The following is a 25319-nucleotide window of genomic DNA, read 5'->3' as shown; positions in this document are numbered from 1 at the left end:
CTTTCTAACCTTTTTGGGATCGGAGTATCTATCTAAAGGGTGATCTCCGTTTCAAGGTTTCGCTATCTAATGGATATAATATGACCACTCAAATATAAGTTTTAAACATGTCAGTGGTAGTTATGGAAAACAATTCTCAAGAAGAGGCTAATCGCAGGCCGCTTGCGGTTCGTGAAGTTGCATTAACCAAACGCATTGCGGTGTGGCTTAGCCAAAAAAATGTTACCCCAAATCAGATCTCTTTAATGAGTATTGTGTTTGCCGTGATTGGCTATGGGGCCGTATCAGGCTTCTATTTTTTCTCCTTTCCTTTTTTCCTTCTTCTGGCGGCACTTTGTATTCAGTTGCGGCTGCTGTGTAATTTGTTTGATGGCATGGTCGCAGTTGAAGGGGGTAAGAAAACTCCGGCAGGTGAACTGTTTAATGACGTGCCAGATCGCATCGCGGATCCGCTTTTTATCATCGCTGCTGGGCTGGCGACAGAAAGTGTGTTTGGAATGCCATTGGCTTGGAGCTGCGCACTTGTTGCGGTCTTAACCGCGTATGTTCGAGTACTGGGTGTCAGTATGGGATGCCCAGCAGATTTTCGAGGCCCAATGGCGAAGCAGCATCGTATGGCGGTGCTAACGGGGGCCTTTGTTGTCTTGTTTGTACATTATCAATTTGACCTATTACCCACCGTATTTAATTACTTGATGGATATTGCCCTTCTGGTGATGTTAATTGCAAGCGTCTATACCACATGGCGAAGACTTGCTGGTATCTATGCATTTAAAGCGGACAATTTTGCCAATGAGCAAAACGGAGAAGCAAAATGAGTCGTATTCCTTCCCATTCTCTGTACCTAATGATCGCCATTGTTGCGGCGTTATTGGTTGGTACCGCTGTTTACTTATGGCTGTCACGTACGCATCGAGAGCGAGATTACCTTGAGCTAAAACTGCGTATCCGCTCATGGTGGTGGATGGTCGGTATTGTATTCGTGGTGTTAAATTTACCACTGCAATACACTTTGTTTTTTGTCGGCTTCCTAAGCTTTATGGCATTAAAAGAGTTCTTTTCTATTGTGCCAACGCGTATGGCAGATCGCCGAGTGATTTTCTGGGCTTACTTATCCATCCCATTTCAGTACTACTGGCTATCTCTAGGTTGGTATGGAATGTTTATCATCTTCATCCCAGTGTACATGTTCTTATATCTGCCGATGGTCGCGGTGCTCATCGGCGAGACCAAGGGCTTTATTCGTTCTGCCGGTATTATCCATTGGTCGCTGATGTTAACGGTATTTTGCATCAGTCACATGGCGTATCTGTTGGTACTTCCAAGTTTGAATGAACAAGCGGGTTCGATGGGGATGCTGCTGTTTTTATTGGTATTCACTCAGCTCAATGATGTTTGTCAGTATGTGTGGGGTAAGTCTTTTGGTAAACATAAAATTGTGCCGAAAGTGAGCCCGAATAAGACTTGGGAAGGTTTTATTGGTGGCGGTGCAACCGTTATTCTTGCGTCTTATTTCGTTGCCCCTTATTTAACCCCACTTAGCTCGGAACAGGGATTAGTTGCTGGGATGATCATTGCGTTCAGTGGTTTCATTGGTGATTTGGTGATCTCGTCAGTCAAACGAGACTTAAAAATCAAAGACACCAGCCAATTTATTCCCGGTCATGGTGGCATACTCGATCGCGTGGACAGCTTGATGTTTACAGCACCACTGTTCTTCCATTACATCTACTACCTCTACTACTAAAGCAAACATGGAAAAGTTACTTAAAATATTGTTTGTCCTGCTTATCGTCAAACCATTGGTGTTTATTGGGCTAGGGCTTAACATCATTAATCGTCCGAACCTACCAAGCAAAGGACCGGTCATTGTTGCGGCAAACCACAACAGTCACCTCGATACGCTCGTATTATTGGCGCTGTTTCCAATCCGCTTGGTTGGTCGGGTTCGGCCGGTCGCCGCTGCTGATTACTTTTTAGCGAATCCGCTGATTTCTTGGATTTCTCTTAATGTGATCGGCATTATTCCCATTCGTCGCTCGCCTTCCAAAAGCCAACGTGATGCCATTTTTGATGAGTGCCATAAGGCGCTTCATAATGGTGATATTCTGATCATTTTCCCAGAAGGCAGTCGTGGTGATCCCGAAGTCATGAGTGGTCTAAAAAAGGGTATTTTCCATTTGGTGAAAGACCACGAGCAATGCCCGGTGGTTCCGATTGTTATGAGAGGGCTAGGACTTGCTCTGCCAAAAGGAACAGCGATGTTTGTACCGTTTAATTGCGATGTTGTTCTTGGCGAGCCCATTGCGCATTTTGAAGATGCGGATGAATTTGTTGAGGTGATGCAGAACCAATATCGGGAGCTAGCGGAGATGTGTATTGTTCAGGTAGCAAATGCTGACTGAGAGGGTAAGAAAGACCGGATTTAAACCAGATAAAGTAAGCTAATCGACTGAAATTTGGGGAATTGATCTTACTTTAGAGACATGAAATTCGAATTTCATTTTCTCGACAACGGATTCGGTTAAAATCTGCTCTCATACTTATTGGTCAGGGAAGTACACATGCATTCTGTTTATATTGGGGAAAAGCCAGTCAAACCTTCTAAGGTGGTTTGTGTTGGACGCAACTATCTTGAGCATATCCACGAGCTAAACAATGCAATCCCTGACGAGATGGTGGTTTTCAATAAGCCCAATACGTCGGTTACTTCCCGTCTTACTTCCTTTCATCAAGAATCATTGCACTACGAAGGCGAAATTTGTTTTGTCGTACAAAAGGGTGAGCTTAGTGCGGTTGGCCTAGGGCTGGATCTGACGAAACGTGAGTTGCAAGCAAGCTTAAAAAATAAAGGGCTTCCATGGGAGCGTGCCAAGTCGTTTGATGGCTCTGCCGTGTTCAGTCGGTTTGTGCCGATAAAAGGCCTTGCCATTGAAGAGCTGCAACTAGAACTGTTTATCAACTGTGTTCGCGTCCAGTGTGGTGGAGTAAAACAAATGATTTACTCACCGCAAGCCATTCTTTCTGAACTCAAGAGTTACACTACGTTGTTTGATGGCGACATCATTATGACAGGCACTCCGCAAGGCGTGGGGGAGGTGCATCAAGGCGATGTGTTTCTTGGGCGTTTAAAGTGCGCAGACAAGACCTTGATTGAAATTGAATGGGTTGCTGAGTAGCAAAAGTCTTTACCTTACCCTTTGGACAAGCTTTAACCTCTGGTTGTTGGATCAACCGGAGGTTTTTTTATGGGATGTTGTAATCAAGCGCCAAATGGAGGAAGTTCAAATCTAGGATTGCTGTGTAAAACCATCGCCGTGATTGGTGTGGTGTTGTTGGTACTGGTTGTGTTATTTGGCTAATGCAAACATGACAAAATTGTCATGTTAGTGAGCGGTATTTGTCAGAGCCGAAAGGGCATTATGGCCTCAACAAAACAACAGCTCTGCTAGAGGCAAATACGATGAACACACTGAAAAAACTAACACTTGTTACCACGCTCGCTGTCCTAAGTACGGGTGCATTTGCATCTCAAGGCGCTCAACTTTCAAGTGGTGGCTACATCAATCGCACGTCTTCAACGTCATTGTTTACACCGGCACAAGAGAGTAAACAAGCTGCGTTTGATAGCGCATATCAGGAACTGCAAGGCCTTCAAGCAAGCTCAACTCGTGACTTGCGCCGTGCTCTGAATATCTGGGTTACCACACCACGTGAAGCAAACAGTGTTCGCCTTAAAGATAACGCATACATTACCGTAGACGAGCGTATGAACGGCCAAGGTGAAATGGAATATGTCGGTAAAATTAATGTGACTTACCAGTACCTAGAGCGTGACGACAACAACTAAGGGTAGTCGTCGTTATACTGCTTTCATCATGTTTCATGCTCAACAATCTCAAGGAAATTACCTTTATGAGGGAGCCTTGAGATTTGTTGAGGAGATTTTATGAGTCTGAAAAAGGCTCATTTGTTATATTCAACGCCTTGTAATGACCCCATCAGATAAGAGTGGCTCGCGATGAAATTGCTGGTTATAGAAGATGAATTGAAAGCAGGGCAATACCTTCAAAAAGGTTTGTCTGAGTCTGGCTATACGGTGGATTTATCTCGTGATGGAGTGGATGGTTTATATCAAGCGACAACGCTGCCATACGATCTGATCATTCTGGATGTGATGTTGCCAAAGCTCAATGGCTGGCAGGTATTACAAACACTAAGAAGCTCAGGGATCATGGTTCCAGTGATCATGCTGACAGCAAAAGATCAAATAGAAGAGCGGGTCAAAGGATTTGATTTAGGAGCCAATGATTATTTGATCAAACCTTATGCTTTCGCAGAATTGCTTGCACGAGTGCAAAATGCATTGCGGCACACATCGGCAACATCCTCCAATATACATGAAAGCAACACGTTGCAAGTGAGTGATTTGGAACTGGATTTACTTAAACGTACGGCTAAACGTCAGGGGCAGCCAATCGCTTTGACAGCAAAAGAGTTTGCGTTACTTGAGCTATTTATGCAGAAAGAGGGTGAAGTACTGACTCGCACCTCCATTGCCTCTTTAGTTTGGGATATGAATTTTGACAGCGATACCAATGTGATCGACGTTGCTGTGAAAAGGCTGAGAGCTAAAATTGATAAGCCTTTTGACATGCCGTTGCTACACACAGTGAGAGGAATGGGGTACAAACTGGAATCACCAGTATGAAGGCATTAAAACAATCTTCGATGAAGCGTTCGTTAATGCTGATGTTTTTTGTTACCTCTGTACTGGTATTGAGTTCGATTGGTGTGGTTGCGCAATTGATGGTCAAGCAGCACTTTGTCAAAGAAGATACTCAGTTTCTTAATCAAAAGCACGATGTGTTAGTGGAACTGATGAAACAGCCAGTGAATACACGCCAAACGATGTTTGAACTGTTCGTGAAAAACAACGTAGTGATCTGGCTGGTGGATAATGAAGGATTGATATACCAAAACTCCACTGCATTGGTGTCAGACGCACTTCTGAATGATGCTCGCCGTGTTAACGATTGGAGCTATGAAGGGGTCACTTATCGTACCAAGCTGTATACATTGGATGACCCAAAATACAAAAAAGCCCTGCTTGGTTTGTCGATTGATCATCATCTTGAATTTTATCGTAGCCTTAAACGAATTTTGCTCACACTCATGTCGGCAGCAAGCCTCTTTATTGCATTCGCTTGTTACGCCATTGTTCGTCGAGGGTTTAAACCCATGTCGACATTACAGTCTCATTTGGCCGAAATTAATACGGAAAACATGGATAACCGGCTAGAAGACCACTCCTTGCCTGAAGAGCTTCAACAGCTTGTTATGAGCCACAACCAAATGCTCGATCGGTTAGAACAAGGGTTTCAGCGGCTAAGTGACTTCTCTTCTGACATTGCTCACGAACTGAAAACCCCTTTGGCGAACATCACCACGCAATCGCAAGTGATTCTATCTCGAGAGCGCTCTGTCGCAGAGTATCAAGATGCGTTGTGCTCAAACCTTGAAGAAATTGAACGTCTAAGTAAAACCATTAATGACACACTTTATCTAGCAAAATCAGAAAACCGGCTGTTAAGTAAACAAGAACAGGTGTTTGAGCTCGGAGAGCTGATGGCACAAAGTGCCAGCTATTACGGCATTATGGCAGAAGAAGAGGCGATCCAAATTGAAGTTATCGGCCAAGCATGGGTGACGGCGGATAAAGCGATGATGGCTCGGGTAATCAATAATTTACTCTCAAACGCCATCCGTCACGCCGCACAAAGCAGTACTGTTTTTGTTAGTGTTGTAGAGTCTTCTGATGGGGTGATGTTGTCTTTTATCAACCAAGGCGAGACGATCAGCTCTGATGATCTCCCTTACATCTTTAATCGCTTTTATCGTGCTGATAAATCACGGCAACACAGTGGTAGCGTAGGGGCTGGGCTAGGTTTAGCAATTGTGCGCTCCATTGTAGAAGCGCATCAAGGCTGGATACGCGTGGACTCAAAAGAGGGCATCACCGAGTTTAAGCTCTGGTTGCCTACCAAAGCTTAAAGATAAGAAATGCCGTCATACTGATGAGGGTAGTAAGCAACACATTTTTGGTTTTCCACGCAATCACCGCCGCAAGTATTGCTCCAAGCAGGTAAGGGTTATTCGGGCTAAGCCAAAGTTCGTTGTCGTGTGGTAGAAACACAATCGGAGCCCAAATTGCTGTTAGAACGGCAGGGCCAGAATAGCTTAGCAGTCGTTGCGCCTGAGGATTGAGTTTGAGCGGCAGCTTCGGTTCCAAAAAGAGGTAGCGACTGAGAAAGACCAAAGCCGTCATGGCGAGGATGGATAGCATGATCATGGCTGACCTCCTTTCATGGTTTCGATAAAGTAGCCAGCGAACATGCCACCAAGGGCGGCAAACATCAGTCCTGACTCGATCTTAAGGTAAGCGCAGATCACAGAGATCAATAGAGCGACTATCACTGAAACTAAAACCGCACTGTTTTTGATGGTGGGGATGACAATGGCAATAAACGTTGCGGCGACAGCAAATTCCAACCCTAGTTCGTTCATCGCGGGGATGTAACTTCCAGCGATGATCCCGACTAAAGTAGCTAAGTTCCAGCATAAATAAAAACTCAGCCCTGCACCAAGGGCATACCAGCGGTTAAATTGCTTTTCTGACTGTTGACCACAAATGGCAAACAGTTCATCAGTGAGTAAAAAACCTAAAGTTAAGCGCCACTTCAAAGGGAGTGGACTAATGGTCTTGCGCATTGAAATGCTGTAGAGCAAATGACGAGATGTAATAAAAAAGGTTGCGATAAGCATCGTGGTGATACTGGCACCAGCTTTGAGCATACCAGTAGCAACCAGTTGCGCTGAGCCTGCAAACAGAATGGCTGAAAGCGCTTGGCTCTCAAATGGATTTAATCCCGCATCTATCGCAAACGAGCCAGCTAACAATCCCCAAGGAATAACCGCAATACTCAGAGGAAGCATAGCTATCGTGCCTTGCCAGAACAATTGCTTACGTCCGATGTATGGTGAAGAAATAGTCATGGTATCCATAGTATTTAGATGATGTTGTTGTGTTTCGCTACAGCATGGCAAAACGTGATAGTTACCGCTTGTATAAAATTGCTTAGGCCAGACATTAAAGTGACTGGCGGTACTGTTTCGGTGTGACGCCCATAGCGCGTTTGAAGTGTCGGTGAAAATGGCTTTGATCGTGAAAGCCAGATTCCTGAGCGACATCAGAGATCTTCTTACCACTCTTTAATAATTGTTTTGAAAAACGCAGCCGTGCCTGAATTTGATAGGCGTGCGGCGGTAAGCCAAACTCTTTTTGAAAGGTTCGAACCAAATAATACGGGCTAAGCCCAGCTAACTGGCTGAGTTCTTCCAAAGAGATGTCGGCCTGTGGAAAGTCATCAAGGAATTCTTTTACCAGCAGCAGTTGACGCTGGCCATTGTTTTTCGGTTGATAGTGCTGACGACGCTTGCCATGACGGCTGATAAGCTTGACTAAGGTTCCATACACCAAGGTTTCCCGGAGTAAGCGATTGTCAGAATGTTTTAGAGTATGAAAAACCAGCCTAAGCTGCTGGGCAAGCTCTGGGTCATATACGACTGGTTCTGGAAAATACGGGATACCAAGATCGGACCCTAAGCCTTCAGTAAGCGCTTGGAACTGCGCCGGTAGTGGGTACATGGCTCTGTATTCCCAACCACCTTCGGTTGCGGTTTGACCATTATGCACTTCATCAGCATTAACCAGAATAATACTGTCTTGCGGGGCTATGTGATTGCCACCTGTGCGATAAAATCGTTGTGCGCCTTTGTCAATGACACCAATGGTATAGCCTTCATGACTATGACGGGAAAAGTTCTGATGGGTGTACTTGGCATCGAGCAACTCAAGGCCACCAAACTCTTGCGCGATCTGGAAGCTGGCAGATTCTTTCGGATTGGAGGTTTTGCTCATGGTTACGCCTGATATCCCTTGGTTTTGACAGTCTAGAGTAACCTGATGTAAAGATTTTGTACAAAATTGCGCTTTCTACAAAATAAAGTTTATAGAAAGCGCATGAGTGATTACAGACGTGAATTTGCTAGGCCCAAACCAAAACTAATAAACAGGGCACTACTGATGTAATTTAGCCATTTACTGGTTTTTGGCGTGGTCAGGAATGATTTCACTCGCGTCGCGAAGATGATCAGAAAGATAAACCAGCTTGCCACGATGACGGCTTGCAGTGCACCAAGCACTAAGCTCTGTTGCAGTAAATGCTCCGGGGGCACAAATTGCGGAAAGATCGAGAGGTAAAACAGTACGATCTTTGGGTTGAGCAAATTCGTTAATAACCCCTTGCGAAAGCTTTCACCGAGTTTACGCTGACGGACGTCAGGGGTAGGCTGGAACTGGGTTGTGGATAGTCGAAAGCCAGAGCGTAAATTAGTGATACCTAACCAAATCAGATAAAGCACTCCCACCCATTTAAAGATAGAAAAAGCCATTGTCGACTGGGCAAGTAGTAGGCTTAGTCCTTTCGCAGAGATAAAAGCATGAACAAGGAAGCCAACTGCCACACCAACAATATTCGCCAGTGCTTGAGATCGACCTTGAGTCAGTGCGGTAAAAAGGATCAATAGTGCATTAGGGCCAGGGATCACCGCCAAAAAGAAGACGATGCTGCCAAAGGCTAGCAGAGTGTCGATAGTCATAAAAAACTCCAATAAGAAACCGACGCGTAAAACACGCGCATGTTGTTATAGCGAGAAGCGTTATTTCTTATTGCGCTGGTGGGCAGCGGTTACAACACGTGCACATAACTTTTTCCTATCGTAGAGACAATCTCAATATACGCCACTTATGTCATGATGCAATGATTTATAAAATTTATGTTAAGTTATCCTCTGGTTTTGTTGGAAATGGTGGCAACTTAATGAAATTACTAGATCTTAGTTGTTAATTTTGTGTATTTGTTTTTTATTGGTAGGTATTGCTGGATTGGGTGTTTTTGTTGATATAAAATCTCGCATCTTTTTATTCCAATAAATTATAACAATGATCGATATCTCTATTCTTCCGGTCTATTTAACCGCTGTCATCGCGCTGCTGTTACTCCCTGGGCCTGACATGTTACTGATCGCGAGCTCAAGCATGAGTTATGGCCGTCGCGTCGGGATTTTTGCCAGCTTAGGTAATGCCACTTCTGGTGTGATCTTAACTCTCCTTGCTGCGCTTGGTGTATCCGCACTGATTGCAATGAGCCCATTAGCCTTAAAAGCACTGCATTTATTAGGTGGTGCCTACTTATTAAAAATGGGATGGGATTGTTTACGTGCCACGGCGGCGGAAACCCCTGAGCTTGGTTCTGAGGGGAAAATGGCGACCACATTTTACCAGCGAGCGTTGGTCAGTAATCTATTGAACCCTAAAGCTCTGGTATTTTTTGTGATGTTTTTACCCCAGTTTGTTTCGGGCAACATTACGGCAACGTCTGGTGAACAGATGCTTGCCTTGGGGCTGCTCCTTAATATGCTTGGTTTGGCGTTTAACCTAGTATTAGTTGCGCTAGTGGGTACGCTTGGTAAACCGTTACTAGAAAATGCACGTTTTCGTACCTATCAGCATAAATTTATGGGGGCCATTTTTATTTTACTGGCGCTCTGGATGCTCAGTTCATTTGCCAGCTAACCATAGGGTCTGTTGATCTTTCGAGATGATTTTTGCAGCAATTTGTGGGTTCTTTATACAAGGCAGAGCTTATTCGGTGTAATCGCTCTACATCAATGAGTGATAACGCAGTAGAAATAAGCCACAAATGCTGCCCAAAGGGTTCGTTTCTATGCCTTTTACTCTTTGTTGCAAGGTATTTGCTTAGAATGACTAGGCGTCACACCTTGCGTCGCGATTAAAAGTCATAGAATTCGAACAAAATTTAACCGCGAAAGATCGACAGACCCTAGCTAAAGGCCAACATTGTTTGGCCTTTTTTGTGTGCTATTTTCGCTGAACATACCCACATATTGGCTCTAGCTCACTTTTCCTGTCTTTGAGATATTGAGCTTGGTCGATATTGTTTATACCCTCAACAGGAACTGACTCTCACCCCGAGCATAAGGAATTGATATGGCTATTCATTTTTTGGTCAACCCACCTAAAAACATCAAAGATACGATCTACAACGGTCTTAAAGCGTTTAACATGCGTCATTTCCCTGATGAAGATATTGAAAGCATTGCGTGTATAGCAACGGATGACAATGGTGACACCATCGGAGGCCTAACTGGGGAAGTCTTCACCAATACATTATTTGTCGAATTTTTCTGGATTGATGAGTCTGCGCGTCAATCTGGCTTAGGTCGTCAGATCATGCAGCACGTAGAACAAGAGGCGAAGGCTAAAGGGGTAACGCATTTGTACCTTGATACCTACACATTTCAGGCGCGTGATTTTTACCTCAAGCTGGGCTTTGAAGAAGTGGGGCGCTATACCGGATTTCCTACGAAAGGCATCGATAAAATCTTCTTACAAAAGGCGTTGTGATGATCGCAAGTAACCTCTTTTTTGGTTACTTGCGCATAACTATAGAGTGGAAAACTTATAGGTAGGTGCCCCGAATTGGGTAATTGTTTTCTGGATTACGGATAAATTCTAATCCAGCCAATAGCGTGGCTAAATCTGGCCTCACAAATGGGCCATTTGAAATATCGATAACTTGCACTTGGCCCTTGTCGTTCACCACAAAGATCCCCGGTTCAGAGAAAGGATGGTCAGTCTCTTGTTCAGAACGTGGGGATGAAATATAAAGCCCTAGCGTCTTCATTTGCTCAATACTAAGCCCATACGCAATCGGAAAATTGACAGACAGCTTCTCCATGTGCGCAGCAACTTGGGCTTGGCTATCGGCTGATACCGCAACGATATCAATACCGAGTTTGAGAAACCGTTCTTTCAATTCCTGTAGTTCATTCAAATAACGAGTGCAAAGTGGGCAATGCTTGCCGCGGTAGACAACCACTAGGCGCCAATCTGCTGGTTGAGATGGTGAGCCAAGCTCAATGTCGTCACCTTGAAAGGTCGGAAGAGTGATTGATGGGAAAAGGCCACCGGCCTCAAATTTGTTTGTTGTCATTATTGAATCCTCAAGAGTACAACCCGAACTACTTATGTTGATGGGAATTAAGTTGTAGTTGATTAAGACCTTGGTTAGCCAGAAAAGTATTCGCGAACCTTGTGCTGAGCAGTTGTAGCTTGGAATGGATATTAGAGGTAAATAAAAACGACGAAAACTGAGCAAAAACGACTAGTACCTATGCGTTTTTGGAATAACTGGCAAGATCATCAAGCAATTTAATTGAGAACACGCCGCTCAAAGGGTGTTGTTTGGTTGATTTTCTATCGTAAAAGGTGCCTAATCTGGGCTTATTTTCATGAAACTTTGCATCGATTTTACTTTTGTTTATGGGCAATTGTATTATCGTCGGCGCGTCCATTATTGAAAGTGACACATTAACCTCTATGAAATTTGTCGACAGAGAAAAATCAGCACGATTGAGCCTTGCATTAGTTTGTTGGGTTGTGTTGTTGTGTCTGGGGCAAAATGCCGGAGCAGTTAGTGCCTGTGAGCTTAAATACCAAACTATTCAGAATGTTGCTCAGGGTTCCGTCCAGAAAGCAAATAGTGACCAAGATGGTGTGAGTAAAAAGTGCGATCTTTCAGAGCACCTGATTCAGGTACAGCAGCATCACCTTGATGATGTTGTTGTCACTGGCTTTATATTTGCGTTTGTACTTATCGCATGGTTACTCACGTACTATGTCTCTTTTCAACGTTTTACAGAGCCAATTCCCTACAAAGGCCGGCTTCATCTCACTTTCTGTGTCTTTAGAGAATAACAACAAAGCCACTGTTCGAAAGAGCAGTGATTAGCCCTGTTTGTTATTTTTGGAGTACATATGACTCATTTATTTAAATCTCTGCGTGGTACGACGCGCATTGTTCTTGCTCTCGTCCTTACATTCTATTCATTCGTGAGTATGGCCGATGTGGTTTCAACCGGATGGCTGAGCCAACCTGAGCACCCGCCGGTCAAGACGCGTTTTGTTCTTACTGGACAGGTCGATAGCAGTAAAAAAACCGTTGAAGGCTTTTTGGAAGTTGAGTTGACGGGTGACTGGAAAACCTATTGGCGTTCGCCAGGAGAAGGAGGGATCGCACCCTCAATAGACTGGAAAAATTCACGCAATTTTACAGCCGCGAAATGGCACTGGCCATTTCCACGACGCTTTGAATTGCTAGGAATTGAAACCGTTGGCTATAAAGGGGATACCGTATTCCCAATGACGTTACAGGTGGAAGATTTTTCACAGCCTGTGGTGTTGGATGCGACGCTGACCTTATCGACCTGTACAACGGTCTGTGTACTGACAGATTATCCTATCAAGCTTGAGTTTACGCCAAACCAGCTGACGCTCTCTGGCAAGGAAGTGCATTTACATGCACAAGCGATGAGCCGTGTTCCTCAAGCATCGCCAAATATCAAGACCTCAGCGGCAGTGTGGGAGCCATCGACAAAGCAAATTCAACTCGTGGCTGAGCGCGCTACAGGATGGACGAATCCGGAAATATTGGTGGATGGGGACAGTGAAAAACTGTTGGATTATCACTTTTCTAAGCCAGAAATACAGTTAGATGGTCAAAAACTGATAGCCACACTCACCGTGGACAGTTGGTTGGGAGATCCTGAGCTTGATAACGAGCAGCTCAATATGACCATCAAAGATGATAACTTCCTGGCAGAACAAAAAATTTCAGTGAGCAGTGGGGTGATTGTACCAAGGCTGTCGGGTGAAGATTCTTTGGCTTCGATGTTTCTCATTGCACTACTGGGCGGATTGATCCTCAATGTGATGCCCTGTGTCCTGCCTGTACTTGGCATGAAGTTGAGTGGCGTTATTTCTGCTCAGGGCTTAGCTCGCAAGCAGATTCGATGGCAGTTCCTTGCTTCATCAGCAGGTATTGTGACCTCATTTTGGTTACTTGCGCTGTTCTTAGTTTTGTTAAAATTCTCTGGCGGGATGGTCGGGTGGGGCATTCAATTCCAAAGCCCTTGGTTTATTGGCGTTATGGTCGCGATCACTGCGCTATTTGGTGCCAACATGCTCGGACTGTTTGAGATCCGCCTTTCATCCAATGCAAATACGTGGATGGCAGCGAAAGGGGACAGCTCTTACCTTGGTCACTTTACTCAGGGAATGTTTGCAACACTGTTGGCAACACCATGTTCGGCGCCCTTTTTAGGTACGGCGGTTGCATTCGCTTTGGGCGCTGATTCAGTCACAATTTTTGTGATTTTTACAGCGTTAGCGTTGGGGATGTCAATGCCTTGGTTATTGGTTGCTGCAATTCCATCGATTGCAAAGCTACTGCCCAAACCAGGAAACTGGATGAACAAAGTGAAGTGGTTGTTTGGTGGCATGATGCTACTCACAAGTCTCTGGTTGTTGTCATTACTTGCGAATCATCTGCCGGTCTTCTGGGTTGTTGTCATTGCCGCAAGCTTGTTCATCTGGATGCTGCTTAGATCTCAACGAGTGTATGGCAACAAAGTCATGGCGGTAGCGGGTGGTAGCGCGTTGTTGCTGACGGTGGGTGGTTTACTTTTGGGGAGCTTTACGGCTCAACATTGGGTGACACCACTCCCGCAAGAACCAGCATGGCAGCCACTGTCTAACGAAATAATTACAAAGTCTGTGGAACAAGGTAAGACTGTGTTTGTCAATGTAACAGCGGATTGGTGTGTTACCTGTAAAGCCAATAAGATTGGCGTATTACTGCAAAACCCCGTGTACGACGCATTGAATCACCAAAATGTCGTGCCGATTGAAGCTGATTGGACACACCCAGAAGGTAAAGTGACAGATTTTCTTCAATCTCACGGTCGTTATGGTGTGCCCTTTAACATTGTCTATGGACCGAATGCGCCACAGGGGATTCCATTGCCTGTCATTTTGAGTGAGGAATCGGTTATGGATGCGCTAAGCCGAGCAGGAGGATAGCTTAGATGAAACGAAAAACAGCGACGCGCTGGCTAAAGGAAATTGCGGTGTGGGGGCTGTTTGCTTTAGTGATTTCTGTGGCAGTGGATTGGTATCGAGGACAAGATTTACCTTCCCAAACCGCGCCACCCCTTGCTGGCCATACTCAATATGAGTTGTCAGCAGACTTATTATCAATGAGTCATGAGCGTCCGGTTATTGTGTACTTTTGGGCGACGTGGTGTGGGGCATGCAGATTCGTTAGCCCAACCGTGAACTGGTTAAGTCAGCATTATTCGGTGATTGGTGTATCCCTTTCATCGGGCGAAGACCAGCGTGTGAATCGGTATTTAACAGTGAAAGAGTATCAGTTTGCCAATATTAATGATCGTGATGGTGAACATGCGAGAAATTGGCAGATTGGTGTTACTCCAACCATTTTTATCGTCAAAAATGGCGAGATCAAATCAGTAACGACCGGAGTGACGACTCCTATCGGACTGCTGGCTCGTCTTTGGTTAAGTTAATTGGAACTTATTATGAAACGTATTTTTATCTTATTGCTGTCTGTGACGGCGTTGTTTAGTACAGGTGCATTTGCACAAAATGATACAGACCAGAAAATTGAGCAGATCGTCACCATGTTAAAAGAAAACCCAGACGTGATTGATGGGTTATATGAAAGCTTGGCGATGTACATCAAACAGACTCAACAATTTGAAATGTTGCTTAAAAGCAGCCAGTCGTACATCAACGATGCATCTCATCCAACCTTGGGTGATGCCAATCCAAAACTCACTATCGTGAATATGACGGACTTCAGTTGCCCTTACTGTAAAAAACTCGATCCAGTGTTAGAACGTATTGTAAAAGACGTGAAGGGTGTGAAAGTGGTGAACTTATTGGTACCACTGAAAGAGCAGGGGAGCGATATCAGTTCAGCAAGTTATGCACTTAATGTTTGGAAGCATGATAAAGCGGCTTACGCAAAAGTATCTGAGTTATTGCTGAAAAAACCGGGTGCGCATAACAGCGCGTCATTGAAGAAAATCGCGAAAGCAACTGGCACCGAGCAATACTTGAAAGTTGAAGATGAGAGCGAATCTGTGGTTAAGCGAAACTACGGACTCTTTAGTGCGTTTGGCATGCGTGGAACACCGGCAATGATCATCGGAGATCAAGTACTGCCTGGTTATGTTCCTTACGAACAGCTGGTTGAAGTGGTGAAAAGTAAACTGGAACAAAGCTAATCATACTTCTCTAATCACTTTGTAGTGAGCAGAGAAACGAATTGTGTTGACTACTGATAAGCTAGGGCATTGCTATGCCCTAGCTTATTTTTTAGTAAAATGCGCGTTTCAATGCCATTTCAAGGCCGCGAACTTCTGCTAAACCTTTTAAGCGACCGATGGCTGAATAGCCTGGGTTGGTCTTCTTCTTCAAATCATCCAGCATTTGGTGACCATGGTCAGGACGCATAGGAATTAAACGGTGATCGCCTGCGTCTGCACGGCGCTTTTCTTCATCCAAAATTGCCATCACCACGTTGTACATGTCCACATCGCCATCAAGATGTGCGGCTTCATGGAACGTCATCGGGTTGCTTTCTTCACGTTTGGTTGAACGCAAGTGGGTGAAATAAATTCGCTCGCCATGCTTTTTGATCATCTTGACGAGATCATTATCACCGCGGACGCCGTAAGAGCCAGTACACATGGTTAAACCGTTCATTTTGCTTGGCACTTTTTCGGTCAACCAATCAATGTCTTCGATGGTTGAAACAATGCGTGGCAAGCCAAGTATGGGGCGAGGAGGATCATCTGGGTGTACGGCTAGCTTCAAACCATTTGCTTCGCACACTGGCATCAGTTCCGCGAGGAAATAAGCCATATGTTCACGTAGCTTGTCTTTGCTGATCTCTGCATAACGGTCTAGCTGGGCTTGGAGCTCTGCTAACGTGTAACCTTCTTCTGCGCCCGGTAGCCCCGCAATAATATTGCTGGTGAGTTGCTGAATTTGCGCTGCAGTCATGTTGTTGAAATATGCTAATGCCTGTGTTTGTTCTGCTTCGGTGTAATCCGCTGTTGCGCCCGGGCGCTTAAGGATGTGTAACTCAAAGGCAGCGAAGGCAATTTGGTCAAATCGCAATGCTTTCGAACCGTCTGGCAGTTCAAATTCAAGATCGGTACGTGTCCAGTCTAAAACTGGCATAAAGTTATAGCAGACCGTATCAATGCCGCATTCGGCAAGGTTACGCAGTGTTTGTTTGTAGTTATCAATCCATTGCTGGAAGTGGCCAGTCTGAGTTTTGATTTCCTCGTGAACGGGGACACTTTCAACCACTGACCACGTTAAGCCTTTCTCTTCAATGATCGCTTTTCGTTTTAAAATCTCTTCTTTTGACCACACCTCACCATTAGGAATATGGTGTAAGGCATTCACGATACCAGTTGCGCCAGCTTGACGAATATCGTCTAGCGACACAGGATCATTTGGGCCGTACCAACGCCAAGTTTGTTCCATGACACTCACCTTAATTGAGGCGCACTCAACCTGCTCAGCTTTCTCAAGCTAAGTACGCACCAGTTGTTTTAATATGCAATTACTGCAGTGTAGTTGCGCTGACTAAATAGCACCGACCGAAGTCGGCTATGAGGCTAGCTGTGTTCTACGCCCTGAAGTACCACGGGGTTGGAACTAAACAGATAGCCATCAAAATCTGGGTCATCGATGTCTGACAATGCCAATAGGCGTTGTTTGACGTTTTCAAGGTGTTGCCACATGGCATTTTTTGCAGCGATTGGATCTTTACGCTGCAATGCGGCGAGGATTTTGGCGTGATCGTCTAACCACTCTTTACGGTAGTCTTGACCCGAGATGTGGGAATGAAGCTTTTTCCACATCGGGCTGCTCTCGCGTCGTGCCCAAGATTGCTTCAGCATGTCCACCAACACGGAGTTTTGGGTTGCCTCTGCAATGCACAGATGAAACCTCTCATCACCGTTGTAATCTGCGGTGCCATGAGCCAGTTCATCGCGTTCTAGCTCAAGGGCTGCTCGCATTTTTACGATGTCGCTTGGAGTCACTTGCATCGCCGCAAACTCAGCAATGTTGCTTTCAAGTAGCTGACGCGCTTGGAGCATTTCGAACGGTCCAGCATCATCACTGATCACGTTCTCACGGGAGTTCGGTTGAGATGGAATATTGATCACGTATACGCCAGATCCCTTTTTTACTTCGACAAGGTTTTCCAGCTCCAGCATGATGATTGCCTCACGCACCACTGTGCGGCTCACGTCAAGACGCTCTGAGATATCGCGCTCTGGTGGGAGTCTGTCACCAACCTGATATTGGCCGCTGATTAGCTCTTGTCTAAGGACTAAACCGATCTCTTGATACGGTCTTTTCGGTTCAAAAGGCATCATGCTGATATTGTCACTATATTCCATCTAACTTCTCACGCCATCATAACGACCAATAGAAATTGGTCAACCTCTATGTTCCACTTCGTGGTAACACCTTGTTTTCGATGGTTTATTACTATGTATCCTATGAATTATTGAACTGCTTTGATTTCTTTAATGAGTTCATTTAATTCAGGTTTTGTTTTCTCTATATCGGCATACATTGGTTGAACTGCTTCAACGAAAGCCGCTTTATTTGGTTCAACAAACGTTACCCCCATTTTCTCTGCTTTTTCTCGCTCTTTCGCTTCCGATTCAGCCCATAGCTTCTTCATGTATTCCGAAGAGTCTGCTGCGGCTTTCATCAGTGCTTTTTGCTGCTCTGGTGTTAGCTTGTCATACGTCTTAGTAGAGATAACCAATACGTCTGGCACCATGGTGTGCTCATCCAAGCTGAAGTATTTTGCGACTTCGCTATGACGGCTCAAGCTAAATGATGGGATGTTGTTTTCCGCAGCATCGACCACGCCTTGTTGTAGTGCAGTGTATAGCTCGCCATATGCGAGTGGCGTTGGGTTTCCGCCAAGTGCTTTAACCATCGCAATAGCTGAAGGGCTTGGCTGTACACGCACTTTTAAGCCTTTGAGATCTGCTGGTGTATTGATGGGTTTGTTGGTGTAAAAACTACGTGCACCAGCGTCATAGTAAGTCACACCAATAAAGCCGCTATCTGCAGAAGAGTTGAGGATTTCACGACCGACTTCGCCGTCTGTCACTTTGTAGTAGTGGTCTTTGTCACGGAATAGATAAGGCATGTTGAACGCCGAATATGCCGGAGAGAATGCTTCCAATTCTGCCGCGTTGCTCTTCACCATATCTAATGCGCCATTTTGCATCAGCTCCATTGACTCGCGCTGTGTGCCTAATTGTGCGTCTGGGTAAATCCGGATGCGCACTTCTCCATCAGTCATTTCACGAACTTCTTTCGCCATAAAGTCCATCGCTTTATGTACTGCATGGTCGCGTGGATGGTTATGGCTTAGCTTTAAGGTAGTCGCAGCATAAGCAGAAGCAGTGGCGCCAACGGTCATAGCAACAACGACTGCTGCGTTTAAAAGAGTCTTACGCGTCTTCATTCTTCTGTTCTCCTTGGATTGGTTGTCCAATATGTAGGGTAGTATTATTTTTCTTTCGAAATATTTTGTTTTCAGGCCATTGTTGGCGATAAAAAAACCAATTGTCAAAATTAAAAATTAAATTGATTGACCAAAATCACAGTAAAATAGCCAAATTTGGTCAACCAATTCATTTGTGAACCTGCTCACGTGACAACCAAAGCGGCTAACTTATAATCGACTCAGAAAGATTAGCGTATATTGCGACTCTGCATAAAAACACCTATGAATATTGGCATGCCAATTTTGCGAGATACGCATTTATTTACTTTGAAAGGAAATAAAAATGAATAAATTGGTCAACTGCATCAACAGGGGATTGGCCGCTTTTACCATCTCCTTATCGACCTTCCTCGTTTTTTGCGTGATCTGGCAGGTGCTCTCTCGCTACGTGATTGGAAAACCAAGCACGGTAACTGATGAGTTGGCTCGTTATCTTTTTATGTGGGTAGCGCTTATTGGTGCAGCTTATACCACTGGTCTAAAACGCCACCTTGCGATCGATTTGCTGACGATGAAACTGCAAGGAAAACGCAAGCTTATCAATGAAATCGTTATCCAAATTGCCATTGCACTGTTCTCTTATGTGGTTTTGGTTCATGGCGGTACGCAACTGGCTCTGAAAACGCTGGCGACAGGCCAAGTCACACCAGCACTTGGTTTGGAAATGGGCTATATCTATTTCTGCCTACCTATTAGTGGTGCATTGATGATCTTCTACTCGGTGCTATTTGCTGTCGACCGCATCAAACAACTGACGTCTGGTGAAGCCCTACTCACCGACACCCAACTTGACCAATAGAGGGTTCCACAATGGAATGGCAATTAATTCTTACGTTGTTCGGTAGTTTCGCAGTTCTACTTGCGATTGGTGTGCCGGTCTCTTTTGCAATCGGCTTGTCGTCATTAGCGACTATTTTGATGAGCTTACCGTTAGAGCCTGCCATCGCCGTTGTGGCGCAGCGTATGGCAGCAGGCCTTGATAACTTTGCTCTATTGGCAATCCCGTTCTTTATCTTGGCGGGCAACATCATGAACCAAGGTGGTATCGCACTGCGCCTTATTAACTTTGCAAAAGTGTTAGGCGGTCGTCTTCCTGGTTCTCTAGCGCACGTAAACGTGATGGCGAACATGATGTTTGGTTCTATTTCTGGATCGGCAGTAGCCTCAGCGGCTGCCGTGGGTGGCACCATGTCACCACTACAAAAAAGAGACGGTTATGACGAGAATTACTCAGCAGCAGTCAACATTACTTCTTGTCCATCTGGTTTGTTGATCCCACCAAGCAACACACTGATTGTATTTTCGCTTGTCTCTGGTGGTACTTCTATCGCGGCGCTGTTCCTAGCGGGTTACATTCCTGGCATCTTGATGGGGCTTAGCATCATGATCGTAGCGGGTATTATCGCCAAACGCCGTGGTTATCCGGTGGCAGCGCGTCCTTCACTAGCGATGATTTGGGATACTTTTTTGAAAGCGGCTCCTTCATTAGCGCTGATAGTAATCATCATGGGTGGCATCATCGGTGGCGTATTCACCGCTACGGAGGCATCCGCCATTGCGGTGATGTATACCTTTACCTTAGCAGTATTGATATATCGTGAAGTGAAGTGGCGTGATCTGCCGAAGATCATCTTAGAATCTGCGGTAACCACATCCATCGTATTGCTACTGGTTGGCGCATCAATGGGCATGTCTTGGGCTATGGCGAACGCTGATATTCCTTACATGATTGCAGATGCCCTACTTGCTATCTCTGACAACCCAATGATGATTCTCTTGATCATCAACGTCATTCTGCTGATTGTCGGTATCTTCATGGACATGACACCAGCGGTCCTGATCTTTACGCCTATCTTCCTGCCAATCGCACTGGATATGGGTATTGATCCTGTACACTTCGGCATCATGATGACCTTCAACTTGGCTATCGGTATCTGTACCCCACCAGTAGGTAGCGCGTTGTTCATCGGTTGTTCTGTGGCAAACGTTGCCATCGACAAAGTGATTAAACCTCTACTTCCATTCTACGTTGCACTGATTGCAGCACTAATGGCGGTGACTTTTATTCCTCAGCTAAGTCTGTTCCTACCTAACCTTGTTCTTGGCTACTAATAATTCGTAAGATAAACCATCCCGCAGGTTCGCCTGCGGGAAAAGGAATACCACAATGAAGACTATTTCGAATTCCACTCTGAATGACAACGTTCTGCTTCCGGACTACGACCGCTCAACGCTTAAAAGCCGTATTGTTCACCTTGGTTTCGGTGCTTTCCACCGCGCGCACCAAGCCTTATTCACCAATGAGATGCTGAGCAAAACGGGTTCTGATTGGGGCATTTGCGAAATCAACCTATTTGGCAGTGAAGACTTAATTCAATCGCTGCGTGCGCAAGATCACCTCTACACAGTGGCAGAAAAAGGCGCAGAATCGAATGAGCTAAAGGTGATTGGTTCAGTCACCGAGTCACTGCATCCAAAACTAGACAGCATTCAAGCGGTGCTAGAAAAAATGGCAGAGCCACAAGTGGCGATCGTTTCAATGACGATTACCGAGAAAGGCTACTGCGCTGACCCTGCAACGGGCACGCTTGATAAAAACAACCCGCTAGTCATTGCTGACCTTGCCAACCCAACGGAGCCAAAATCAGCACTGGGTTACATCGTGCAAGCGCTTAAGATGCGTCGTGAACGCGGTCTGACGCCATTTACCGTGATGTCTTGCGATAACGTGCAAGAGAACGGTCACGTAGCAAAAGCAGCGGTTCTTGAGTTCGCTCAACTGCTCGACCCAGAATTGCGCGACTGGATTGAAACCAACGTTACCTTCCCTTGCACCATGGTTGACCGCATTGTGCCAGCAGCAACCGAAGAGACACTGACCGAAATCGCTGAGCTACTTGGCTGTGAAGATCCATGTGGCATCGCTTGTGAACCATTCCGCCAATGGGTTATCGAGGATAACTTCGTGGCTGGTCGTCCTGATTGGAACGTGGCTGGCGCAGAATTTGTTGCCGACGTTGTGCCTTACGAAGAAATGAAGCTGCGCATGCTAAATGGTAGCCATTCGTTCCTAGCCTACCTAGGTTACCTTGGCGGTTACGCGCACATCTCTGACACCATGACAGATAAAGGCTACCGTAAAGCGGCATTCGACATGATGATGCAAGCGCAAGCTCCTTCGCTGACCATGCCAGAAGGCACTGATTTAGAAGGCTACGCTAAGCTGCTTATCGAGCGCTTCACTAACCCAAGCTTGAAACACAAAACATGGCAAATCGCGATGGATGGCAGCCAGAAGATCCCACAACGCATGGGTGGCAGCTTACGATTCCATCTTGCTCAAGGTTCTAATTTCTCATGGTTGGCAACAGCGATTGCAGGTTGGATGCGCTACGTATCCGGCGTGGACGAGCAAGGCAACGACATTGATGTCCGCGATCCAATGGCAGAGACACTACGTCAGATTTGCGACCAACACGGCTTGAACGTTTCTGTTGTGCCTGCGTTGCTCGCGGTTGAAGCCATCTTCCCTGCAGAGCTTGGTCAAAACCCACAAGTGATTGATGCGGTGAGCAGTGCTTACCAATCTCTAATCGATAACGGTGCTCGTGCCACTGTCGCTGCGTTGTAATAGGAGCTAACGATGAAGAATTTCTTGTGTGAAGACTTTTTACTCTCAAACGAAACTGCACGTCGCTTGTACCATGAGCATGCGTTCCACCAGCCAATTTATGATTACCACTGCCACCTAAACCCAGCGGAAGTGGCGCAAAATCGTCAGTTCGATAACCTAGGTCAAATCTGGCTTGAAGGCGATCACTACAAATGGCGTGGCATGCGCTCGGCAGGTATTGAAGAGCGTTTGATTACGGGTGATGCGAGCGATTACGACAAATACATGGCGTGGGCGAAGACGGTTCCTCAAACCCTTGGCAACCCGCTTTACCACTGGACGCACTTAGAACTGCGTCGCCCATTCGGCATTACCAATACGCTGTTTAGCCCAGACACTGCTGAACAAATTTGGCACCAATGCAATGAGCGACTGGCGACACCTGAGTTCACGGCTCGCGGCATCATGCAGCAAATGAACGTCGTCATGGCGGGCACGACCGATGACCCTATTGATTCACTAGAGCACCATAAAGCGATCGCAGAAGACGACACCTTTAACGTTAAAGTGCTGCCGAGTTGGCGTCCGGATAAAGCGTTCAAGATTGAATTGGACGTGTTTACGGATTACATGCACAAACTGGGCGAAGTAGCAGACATTGAGATCCGCCGCTTTGATGATTTATTGAGTGCGCTTGATAAACGTTTGGCACACTTCGATGCACATGGCTGTCGTGCGGCAGACCACGGCATTGAGATTGTCCGTTACGCGCCAATTCCAAGCGAAGCTGATTTAGATGCGTTGCTGGCTCGTCGTTTGAGTGGCGAAGTATTGTCTGAGCTTGAATGTGCGCAGTTCTCTACCGCGGTTCAAGTTTGGCTCGGTAAACGCTACGCGCAATTGGGTTGGGTAATGCAGCTACATATTGGCGCACAGCGCAACAACAGCACACGCATGTTCCAACTACTAGGTGCTGATGCTGGCTTTGACTCGATTGGCGATCGCCCATTTGCTTTTGAACTAGCACATCTACTGGATGAAATGGACCAAACCAACGAGCTGCCTCGCACCATTCTTTACTGTTTGAACCCTCGTGATAATGAAATGATGGCGACCATGATTGGTAACTTCCAAGGTGGCGGCATCGCGGGCAAAGTACAGTTTGGCTCAGGTTGGTGGTTCAACGATCAGAAAGACGGCATGCAACGCCAAATGGAACAGCTTTCTCAACTTGGTTTGCTCAGCCAATTCGTCGGCATGTTAACGGACTCGCGCAGCTTCTTGTCTTACACCCGCCACGAATACTTCCGCCGCATCCTGTGTGACATGGTCGGTCGTTGGGCAGAGAACGGCGAAGTTCCAAATGACCTATCGTTGCTTGGTCCTATGGTCGAAGACATCTGTTTTGGTAACGCAAAACGCTATTTTGAAGAGAGGGCGTAACCAATGAAGCACATCGCCATTATTGGTGAATGTATGATTGAGCTGAATGGCAAACCGTTCGGCTCAATGCATCAAACATTTGGTGGGGATACGCTCAACGCTGCGGTTTATTTGAGCCGCGGCTGCGAAGCCAATAGCAAACCTGATGAAGTTAAAGTCTCTTACGTTACGGCGCTTGGCAATGACCCAATCAGTACGGGTATGCTGACTCGCTGGGAAGACGAAGGTGTCTCAACAGACTTAGTACTACGCGATGAGACTCGAACGCCGGGTTTGTACCTGATTCAGCTTGATGATCAAGGAGAGCGTACGTTCCTATATTGGCGCAATCAATCAGCCGCACGTTACCTACTTCAACATCCAAACTTTGGAATGGTTAAACAAGCATTAACTCGTGTAGATGCAGTGTTTCTCAGCGGTATCTCTTTAGCCATCTTGCCAGAAGAAGATCGAATTTCACTGCTCAACTTATTGGTCGAACTTAAAGCCCAAGGCGTTGAAATCGCGTTTGATAGTAACTTCCGCCCAGCGCTATGGCCTCAAGACGATAATCAAACCGTCAAAAACGTGTACCAAGCCATGTATCAACTGACGGACATTGCCTTAGTGACTTTTGATGATGAACAATTGATCTGGGGTGACGAAGCACCAGAGCAAACCATTGAACGCCTTACCTCTCTTGGCGTGGTCAAATGCATCGTCAAGCTCGGCGCAGATGGCTGCTTGGTTCAAGACTCAACAAATCAGGGTTCGAGCGCGGCTCTGGCTCCACAAGCCGTGCCAACCCAACCTATCGCTCAAGTGGTGGACACCACATCGGCGGGCGACTCATTCAATGGTGGCTTTTTATCGGCTTACCTTGCTGGCGCCGATCTCGCGACTTCATGTCAAAGAGGCAACGCACTGGCAGGTGCTGTGATTCAACATTGCGGTGCCATCATTCCCAAAGCATTCACACAACCGGCGCTTGGCGTCGTTTAAGGAACACTCATGTCTAGCATTAAAGAACAATTGAAAGCTCTGAAAGTCATCCCTGTTATCGCCATTGATAAAGCAGAAGACATTATCCCATTGGGTAAAGTACTGGCAGAAAACGGACTACCAGCGGCTGAAATCACCTTCCGCTCAGCAGCGGCTGCAGAAGCGATTCGTCTACTGCGTGAAACCCAGCCAGACATGCTGATTGGCGCAGGTACGGTATTGAACCGCGAGCAAGCAATTGCTGCAAAAGAAGTAGGCGCAACCTTTATCGTATCGCCTGGCTTTAACCCAAATACCGTTAAAGCGTGCCAAGAAATCGGGATTGATATCGTACCGGGTGTGAACAACCCAAGCACAGTTGAAGCCGCACTGGAAATGGGATTAACCACCTTGAAGTTCTTCCCTGCGGAAGCCTCTGGCGGCATCAACATGGTGAAATCACTGCTTGCGCCATACACCGACATCGAACTGATGCCTACTGGTGGCATTAACCCTGCGAACATCAAAGATTACTTAGCTATCCCACGCGTATTGGCATGTGGTGGTACGTGGATGGTAGACAAGAAACTGATCGAAGCGGGCAACTGGGAAGAGCTTGCACGCCTAACTCGCGAAGCGGTTGCTTTGGTCAATGATTAAAGCGCCATATAAAAACA

General features: G+C 46.0%; 27 protein-coding genes. 19 read left to right on the top strand and 8 right to left on the bottom strand.

Features of this window, described 5'->3' with window-relative positions:
- Positions 1–122: 122 nt before the first annotated feature.
- From ACQEXU_RS10070 to ACQEXU_RS10040, 7 genes are all read left to right on the top strand, one after another.
- A complete protein-coding gene (locus ACQEXU_RS10070; protein WP_427010701.1) occupies positions 123–818 on the top strand; it encodes a CDP-alcohol phosphatidyltransferase family protein in 696 nt (231 codons plus the stop codon).
- Entirely contained in the window at positions 815–1747 is a 933-nt protein-coding gene (locus ACQEXU_RS10065) for a phosphatidate cytidylyltransferase (protein ID WP_367990248.1), read from the top strand. Before ACQEXU_RS10070 ends, ACQEXU_RS10065 begins: the two co-directional genes overlap by 4 nt.
- Positions 1748–1754: 7 nt before the next feature.
- Positions 1755–2405 (top strand): lysophospholipid acyltransferase family protein, encoded by a 651-nt coding sequence (locus tag ACQEXU_RS10060; protein WP_427010700.1) that lies wholly within the window; start codon positions 1755–1757, stop codon positions 2403–2405.
- A gap of 159 nt (positions 2406–2564) precedes the next feature.
- Positions 2565–3179 carry a fumarylacetoacetate hydrolase family protein gene (locus ACQEXU_RS10055; RefSeq protein ID WP_367990246.1) on the top strand — a complete coding sequence of 205 codons (615 nt, stop codon included), beginning with the start codon at positions 2565–2567 and terminating at the stop codon, positions 3177–3179.
- A gap of 284 nt (positions 3180–3463) precedes the next feature.
- A complete protein-coding gene (locus tag ACQEXU_RS10050; RefSeq protein WP_427010699.1) occupies positions 3464–3850 on the top strand; it encodes a DUF3316 domain-containing protein in 387 nt (128 codons plus the stop codon).
- A 171-nt stretch (positions 3851–4021) separates the two neighbouring features.
- Positions 4022–4711, top strand: a complete 690-nt coding sequence (locus tag ACQEXU_RS10045; RefSeq protein ID WP_367990244.1) for a heavy metal response regulator transcription factor — start codon at positions 4022–4024, stop codon at positions 4709–4711.
- A complete protein-coding gene (locus ACQEXU_RS10040; protein ID WP_367990243.1) occupies positions 4708–6054 on the top strand; it encodes a heavy metal sensor histidine kinase in 1347 nt (448 codons plus the stop codon). Before ACQEXU_RS10045 ends, ACQEXU_RS10040 begins: the two co-directional genes overlap by 4 nt.
- Here ACQEXU_RS10040 and ACQEXU_RS10035 read toward each other — a convergent pair.
- The 4 genes from ACQEXU_RS10035 to ACQEXU_RS10020 all read right to left on the bottom strand — a co-directional run bounded on the left by ACQEXU_RS10035 (position 6041) and on the right by ACQEXU_RS10020 (position 8721).
- Complete coding sequence (locus ACQEXU_RS10035) at positions 6041–6352, bottom strand: AzlD domain-containing protein (protein ID WP_367990242.1); 312 nt, start codon at positions 6350–6352, stop codon at positions 6041–6043. The genes ACQEXU_RS10040 and ACQEXU_RS10035 overlap by 14 nt on opposite strands.
- On the bottom strand, positions 6349–7065 hold the full coding sequence (locus ACQEXU_RS10030; RefSeq protein ID WP_427010698.1) for an AzlC family ABC transporter permease: 717 nt from the start codon (positions 7063–7065) through the stop codon (positions 6349–6351). The genes ACQEXU_RS10035 and ACQEXU_RS10030 overlap by 4 nt, the downstream gene beginning before the upstream one ends.
- An 85-nt stretch (positions 7066–7150) precedes the next feature.
- A complete protein-coding gene (locus ACQEXU_RS10025; protein ID WP_427010697.1) occupies positions 7151–7981 on the bottom strand; it encodes an AraC family ligand binding domain-containing protein in 831 nt (276 codons plus the stop codon).
- Positions 7982–8091: 110 nt separating this feature from the next.
- Positions 8092–8721: a LysE family translocator gene (locus tag ACQEXU_RS10020; protein ID WP_427010696.1), complete on the bottom strand. Its 630-nt coding sequence runs from the start codon at positions 8719–8721 to the stop codon at positions 8092–8094.
- Between the two features lie 343 nt (positions 8722–9064).
- Between ACQEXU_RS10020 and ACQEXU_RS10015 the strand changes: the two genes are divergently transcribed.
- Together ACQEXU_RS10015 and ACQEXU_RS10010 are read left to right on the top strand one after the other, a co-directional pair.
- Positions 9065–9697 (top strand): LysE family translocator, encoded by a 633-nt coding sequence (locus ACQEXU_RS10015; protein ID WP_427010695.1) that lies wholly within the window; start codon positions 9065–9067, stop codon positions 9695–9697.
- Positions 9698–10132: 435 nt separating this feature from the next.
- Complete coding sequence (locus ACQEXU_RS10010; protein ID WP_427010694.1) at positions 10133–10549, top strand: GNAT family N-acetyltransferase; 417 nt, start codon at positions 10133–10135, stop codon at positions 10547–10549.
- A gap of 55 nt (positions 10550–10604) precedes the next feature.
- Here the strand turns inward: ACQEXU_RS10010 and ACQEXU_RS10005 are convergent, their stop codons facing one another.
- Entirely contained in the window at positions 10605–11138 is a 534-nt protein-coding gene (locus ACQEXU_RS10005; protein ID WP_427010693.1) for a peroxiredoxin-like family protein, read from the bottom strand.
- A gap of 386 nt (positions 11139–11524) precedes the next feature.
- Between ACQEXU_RS10005 and ACQEXU_RS10000 the strand changes: the two genes are divergently transcribed.
- From ACQEXU_RS10000 to ACQEXU_RS09985, 4 genes are read left to right on the top strand one after another with little or no spacing between them, the layout of a single operon-like run.
- Positions 11525–11902 carry a hypothetical protein gene (locus tag ACQEXU_RS10000; protein WP_427010692.1) on the top strand — a complete coding sequence of 126 codons (378 nt, stop codon included), beginning with the start codon at positions 11525–11527 and terminating at the stop codon, positions 11900–11902.
- Between the two features lie 60 nt (positions 11903–11962).
- Complete coding sequence (locus ACQEXU_RS09995) at positions 11963–14065, top strand: protein-disulfide reductase DsbD family protein (protein ID WP_427010691.1); 2103 nt, start codon at positions 11963–11965, stop codon at positions 14063–14065.
- 5 nt (positions 14066–14070) lie between these two features.
- Positions 14071–14571 (top strand): protein disulfide oxidoreductase, encoded by a 501-nt coding sequence (locus tag ACQEXU_RS09990; RefSeq protein ID WP_427010690.1) that lies wholly within the window; start codon positions 14071–14073, stop codon positions 14569–14571.
- Between the two features lie 12 nt (positions 14572–14583).
- A complete protein-coding gene (locus ACQEXU_RS09985; protein WP_427010689.1) occupies positions 14584–15294 on the top strand; it encodes a DsbA family protein in 711 nt (236 codons plus the stop codon).
- A gap of 91 nt (positions 15295–15385) precedes the next feature.
- Here ACQEXU_RS09985 and uxuA read toward each other — a convergent pair whose 3' ends face one another.
- The 3 genes from uxuA to ACQEXU_RS09970 all read right to left on the bottom strand — a co-directional run bounded on the left by uxuA (position 15386) and on the right by ACQEXU_RS09970 (position 18584).
- Positions 15386–16567 carry a mannonate dehydratase gene (gene uxuA / locus ACQEXU_RS09980; RefSeq protein ID WP_427010688.1) on the bottom strand — a complete coding sequence of 394 codons (1182 nt, stop codon included), beginning with the start codon at positions 16565–16567 and terminating at the stop codon, positions 15386–15388.
- Positions 16568–16701: 134 nt separating this feature from the next.
- Positions 16702–17493, bottom strand: a complete 792-nt coding sequence (locus tag ACQEXU_RS09975) for an FCD domain-containing protein (protein ID WP_367990231.1) — start codon at positions 17491–17493, stop codon at positions 16702–16704.
- Positions 17494–17600: 107 nt separating this feature from the next.
- Positions 17601–18584, bottom strand: a complete 984-nt coding sequence (locus ACQEXU_RS09970; RefSeq protein WP_427010687.1) for a TRAP transporter substrate-binding protein — start codon at positions 18582–18584, stop codon at positions 17601–17603.
- Between the two features lie 325 nt (positions 18585–18909).
- Here ACQEXU_RS09970 and ACQEXU_RS09965 point away from each other — a divergent pair, with 325 nt between their 5' ends.
- From ACQEXU_RS09965 to ACQEXU_RS09940, 6 genes are read left to right on the top strand one after another with little or no spacing between them, the layout of a single operon-like run.
- A complete protein-coding gene (locus ACQEXU_RS09965) occupies positions 18910–19425 on the top strand; it encodes a TRAP transporter small permease (RefSeq protein ID WP_427010686.1) in 516 nt (171 codons plus the stop codon).
- An 11-nt stretch (positions 19426–19436) separates the two neighbouring features.
- Positions 19437–20738: a TRAP transporter large permease gene (locus ACQEXU_RS09960; RefSeq protein WP_427010685.1), complete on the top strand. Its 1302-nt coding sequence runs from the start codon at positions 19437–19439 to the stop codon at positions 20736–20738.
- Between the two features lie 55 nt (positions 20739–20793).
- Positions 20794–22257 carry a mannitol dehydrogenase family protein gene (locus ACQEXU_RS09955; RefSeq protein WP_427010684.1) on the top strand — a complete coding sequence of 488 codons (1464 nt, stop codon included), beginning with the start codon at positions 20794–20796 and terminating at the stop codon, positions 22255–22257.
- Between the two features lie 12 nt (positions 22258–22269).
- Positions 22270–23682 (top strand): glucuronate isomerase, encoded by a 1413-nt coding sequence (gene uxaC / locus ACQEXU_RS09950; protein ID WP_427010683.1) that lies wholly within the window; start codon positions 22270–22272, stop codon positions 23680–23682.
- 3 nt (positions 23683–23685) lie between these two features.
- On the top strand, positions 23686–24663 hold the full coding sequence (locus tag ACQEXU_RS09945) for a sugar kinase (protein WP_427010682.1): 978 nt from the start codon (positions 23686–23688) through the stop codon (positions 24661–24663).
- 9 nt (positions 24664–24672) lie between these two features.
- Complete coding sequence (locus ACQEXU_RS09940; RefSeq protein WP_427010681.1) at positions 24673–25302, top strand: bifunctional 4-hydroxy-2-oxoglutarate aldolase/2-dehydro-3-deoxy-phosphogluconate aldolase; 630 nt, start codon at positions 24673–24675, stop codon at positions 25300–25302.
- Positions 25303–25319: the final 17 nt, after the last annotated feature.

Origin of the sequence: Vibrio sp. TRT 21S02 (genome assembly GCF_050113675.1) — a bacterium.
GTDB lineage: Bacteria > Pseudomonadota > Gammaproteobacteria > Enterobacterales > Vibrionaceae > Vibrio.
Note: the sequence above shows the minus strand (reverse complement) of the source record. Positions and strands in the feature narration are given on the sequence as shown.

Bases quoted from the DNA above. Each gene is read 5' to 3' on its own strand.
- ACQEXU_RS09990 (WP_427010690.1), top strand. From the start codon at position 14,071: ATGAAACGAAAAACAGCGACGCGCTGGCTAAAGGAAATTGCGGTGTGG.
- ACQEXU_RS10000 (WP_427010692.1), top strand. From the start codon at position 11,525: ATGAAATTTGTCGACAGAGAAAAATCAGCACGATTGAGCCTTGCATTA.
- ACQEXU_RS10030 (WP_427010698.1), bottom strand. From the start codon at position 7,065: ATGGATACCATGACTATTTCTTCACCATACATCGGACGTAAGCAATTG.
- ACQEXU_RS09940 (WP_427010681.1), top strand. From the start codon at position 24,673: ATGTCTAGCATTAAAGAACAATTGAAAGCTCTGAAAGTCATCCCTGTT.
- ACQEXU_RS10045 (WP_367990244.1), top strand. From the start codon at position 4,022: ATGAAATTGCTGGTTATAGAAGATGAATTGAAAGCAGGGCAATACCTT.
- ACQEXU_RS09970 (WP_427010687.1), bottom strand. From the start codon at position 18,584: ATGAAGACGCGTAAGACTCTTTTAAACGCAGCAGTCGTTGTTGCTATG.
- ACQEXU_RS10005 (WP_427010693.1), bottom strand. From the start codon at position 11,138: ATGACAACAAACAAATTTGAGGCCGGTGGCCTTTTCCCATCAATCACT.
- ACQEXU_RS09945 (WP_427010682.1), top strand. From the start codon at position 23,686: ATGAAGCACATCGCCATTATTGGTGAATGTATGATTGAGCTGAATGGC.
- ACQEXU_RS10050 (WP_427010699.1), top strand. From the start codon at position 3,464: ATGAACACACTGAAAAAACTAACACTTGTTACCACGCTCGCTGTCCTA.
- ACQEXU_RS09985 (WP_427010689.1), top strand. From the start codon at position 14,584: ATGAAACGTATTTTTATCTTATTGCTGTCTGTGACGGCGTTGTTTAGT.
- ACQEXU_RS10035 (WP_367990242.1), bottom strand. From the start codon at position 6,352: ATGATCATGCTATCCATCCTCGCCATGACGGCTTTGGTCTTTCTCAGT.
- uxaC (WP_427010683.1), top strand. From the start codon at position 22,270: ATGAAGAATTTCTTGTGTGAAGACTTTTTACTCTCAAACGAAACTGCA.
- ACQEXU_RS10040 (WP_367990243.1), top strand. From the start codon at position 4,708: ATGAAGGCATTAAAACAATCTTCGATGAAGCGTTCGTTAATGCTGATG.
- ACQEXU_RS09965 (WP_427010686.1), top strand. From the start codon at position 18,910: ATGAATAAATTGGTCAACTGCATCAACAGGGGATTGGCCGCTTTTACC.
- ACQEXU_RS10060 (WP_427010700.1), top strand. From the start codon at position 1,755: ATGGAAAAGTTACTTAAAATATTGTTTGTCCTGCTTATCGTCAAACCA.
- ACQEXU_RS09995 (WP_427010691.1), top strand. From the start codon at position 11,963: ATGACTCATTTATTTAAATCTCTGCGTGGTACGACGCGCATTGTTCTT.
- ACQEXU_RS09960 (WP_427010685.1), top strand. From the start codon at position 19,437: ATGGAATGGCAATTAATTCTTACGTTGTTCGGTAGTTTCGCAGTTCTA.
- ACQEXU_RS10025 (WP_427010697.1), bottom strand. From the start codon at position 7,981: ATGAGCAAAACCTCCAATCCGAAAGAATCTGCCAGCTTCCAGATCGCG.
- ACQEXU_RS10055 (WP_367990246.1), top strand. From the start codon at position 2,565: ATGCATTCTGTTTATATTGGGGAAAAGCCAGTCAAACCTTCTAAGGTG.
- ACQEXU_RS09975 (WP_367990231.1), bottom strand. From the start codon at position 17,493: ATGGAATATAGTGACAATATCAGCATGATGCCTTTTGAACCGAAAAGA.
- uxuA (WP_427010688.1), bottom strand. From the start codon at position 16,567: ATGGAACAAACTTGGCGTTGGTACGGCCCAAATGATCCTGTGTCGCTA.
- ACQEXU_RS10020 (WP_427010696.1), bottom strand. From the start codon at position 8,721: ATGACTATCGACACTCTGCTAGCCTTTGGCAGCATCGTCTTCTTTTTG.
- ACQEXU_RS10010 (WP_427010694.1), top strand. From the start codon at position 10,133: ATGGCTATTCATTTTTTGGTCAACCCACCTAAAAACATCAAAGATACG.
- ACQEXU_RS10015 (WP_427010695.1), top strand. From the start codon at position 9,065: ATGATCGATATCTCTATTCTTCCGGTCTATTTAACCGCTGTCATCGCG.
- ACQEXU_RS09955 (WP_427010684.1), top strand. From the start codon at position 20,794: ATGAAGACTATTTCGAATTCCACTCTGAATGACAACGTTCTGCTTCCG.
- ACQEXU_RS10070 (WP_427010701.1), top strand. From the start codon at position 123: ATGGAAAACAATTCTCAAGAAGAGGCTAATCGCAGGCCGCTTGCGGTT.
- ACQEXU_RS10065 (WP_367990248.1), top strand. From the start codon at position 815: ATGAGTCGTATTCCTTCCCATTCTCTGTACCTAATGATCGCCATTGTT.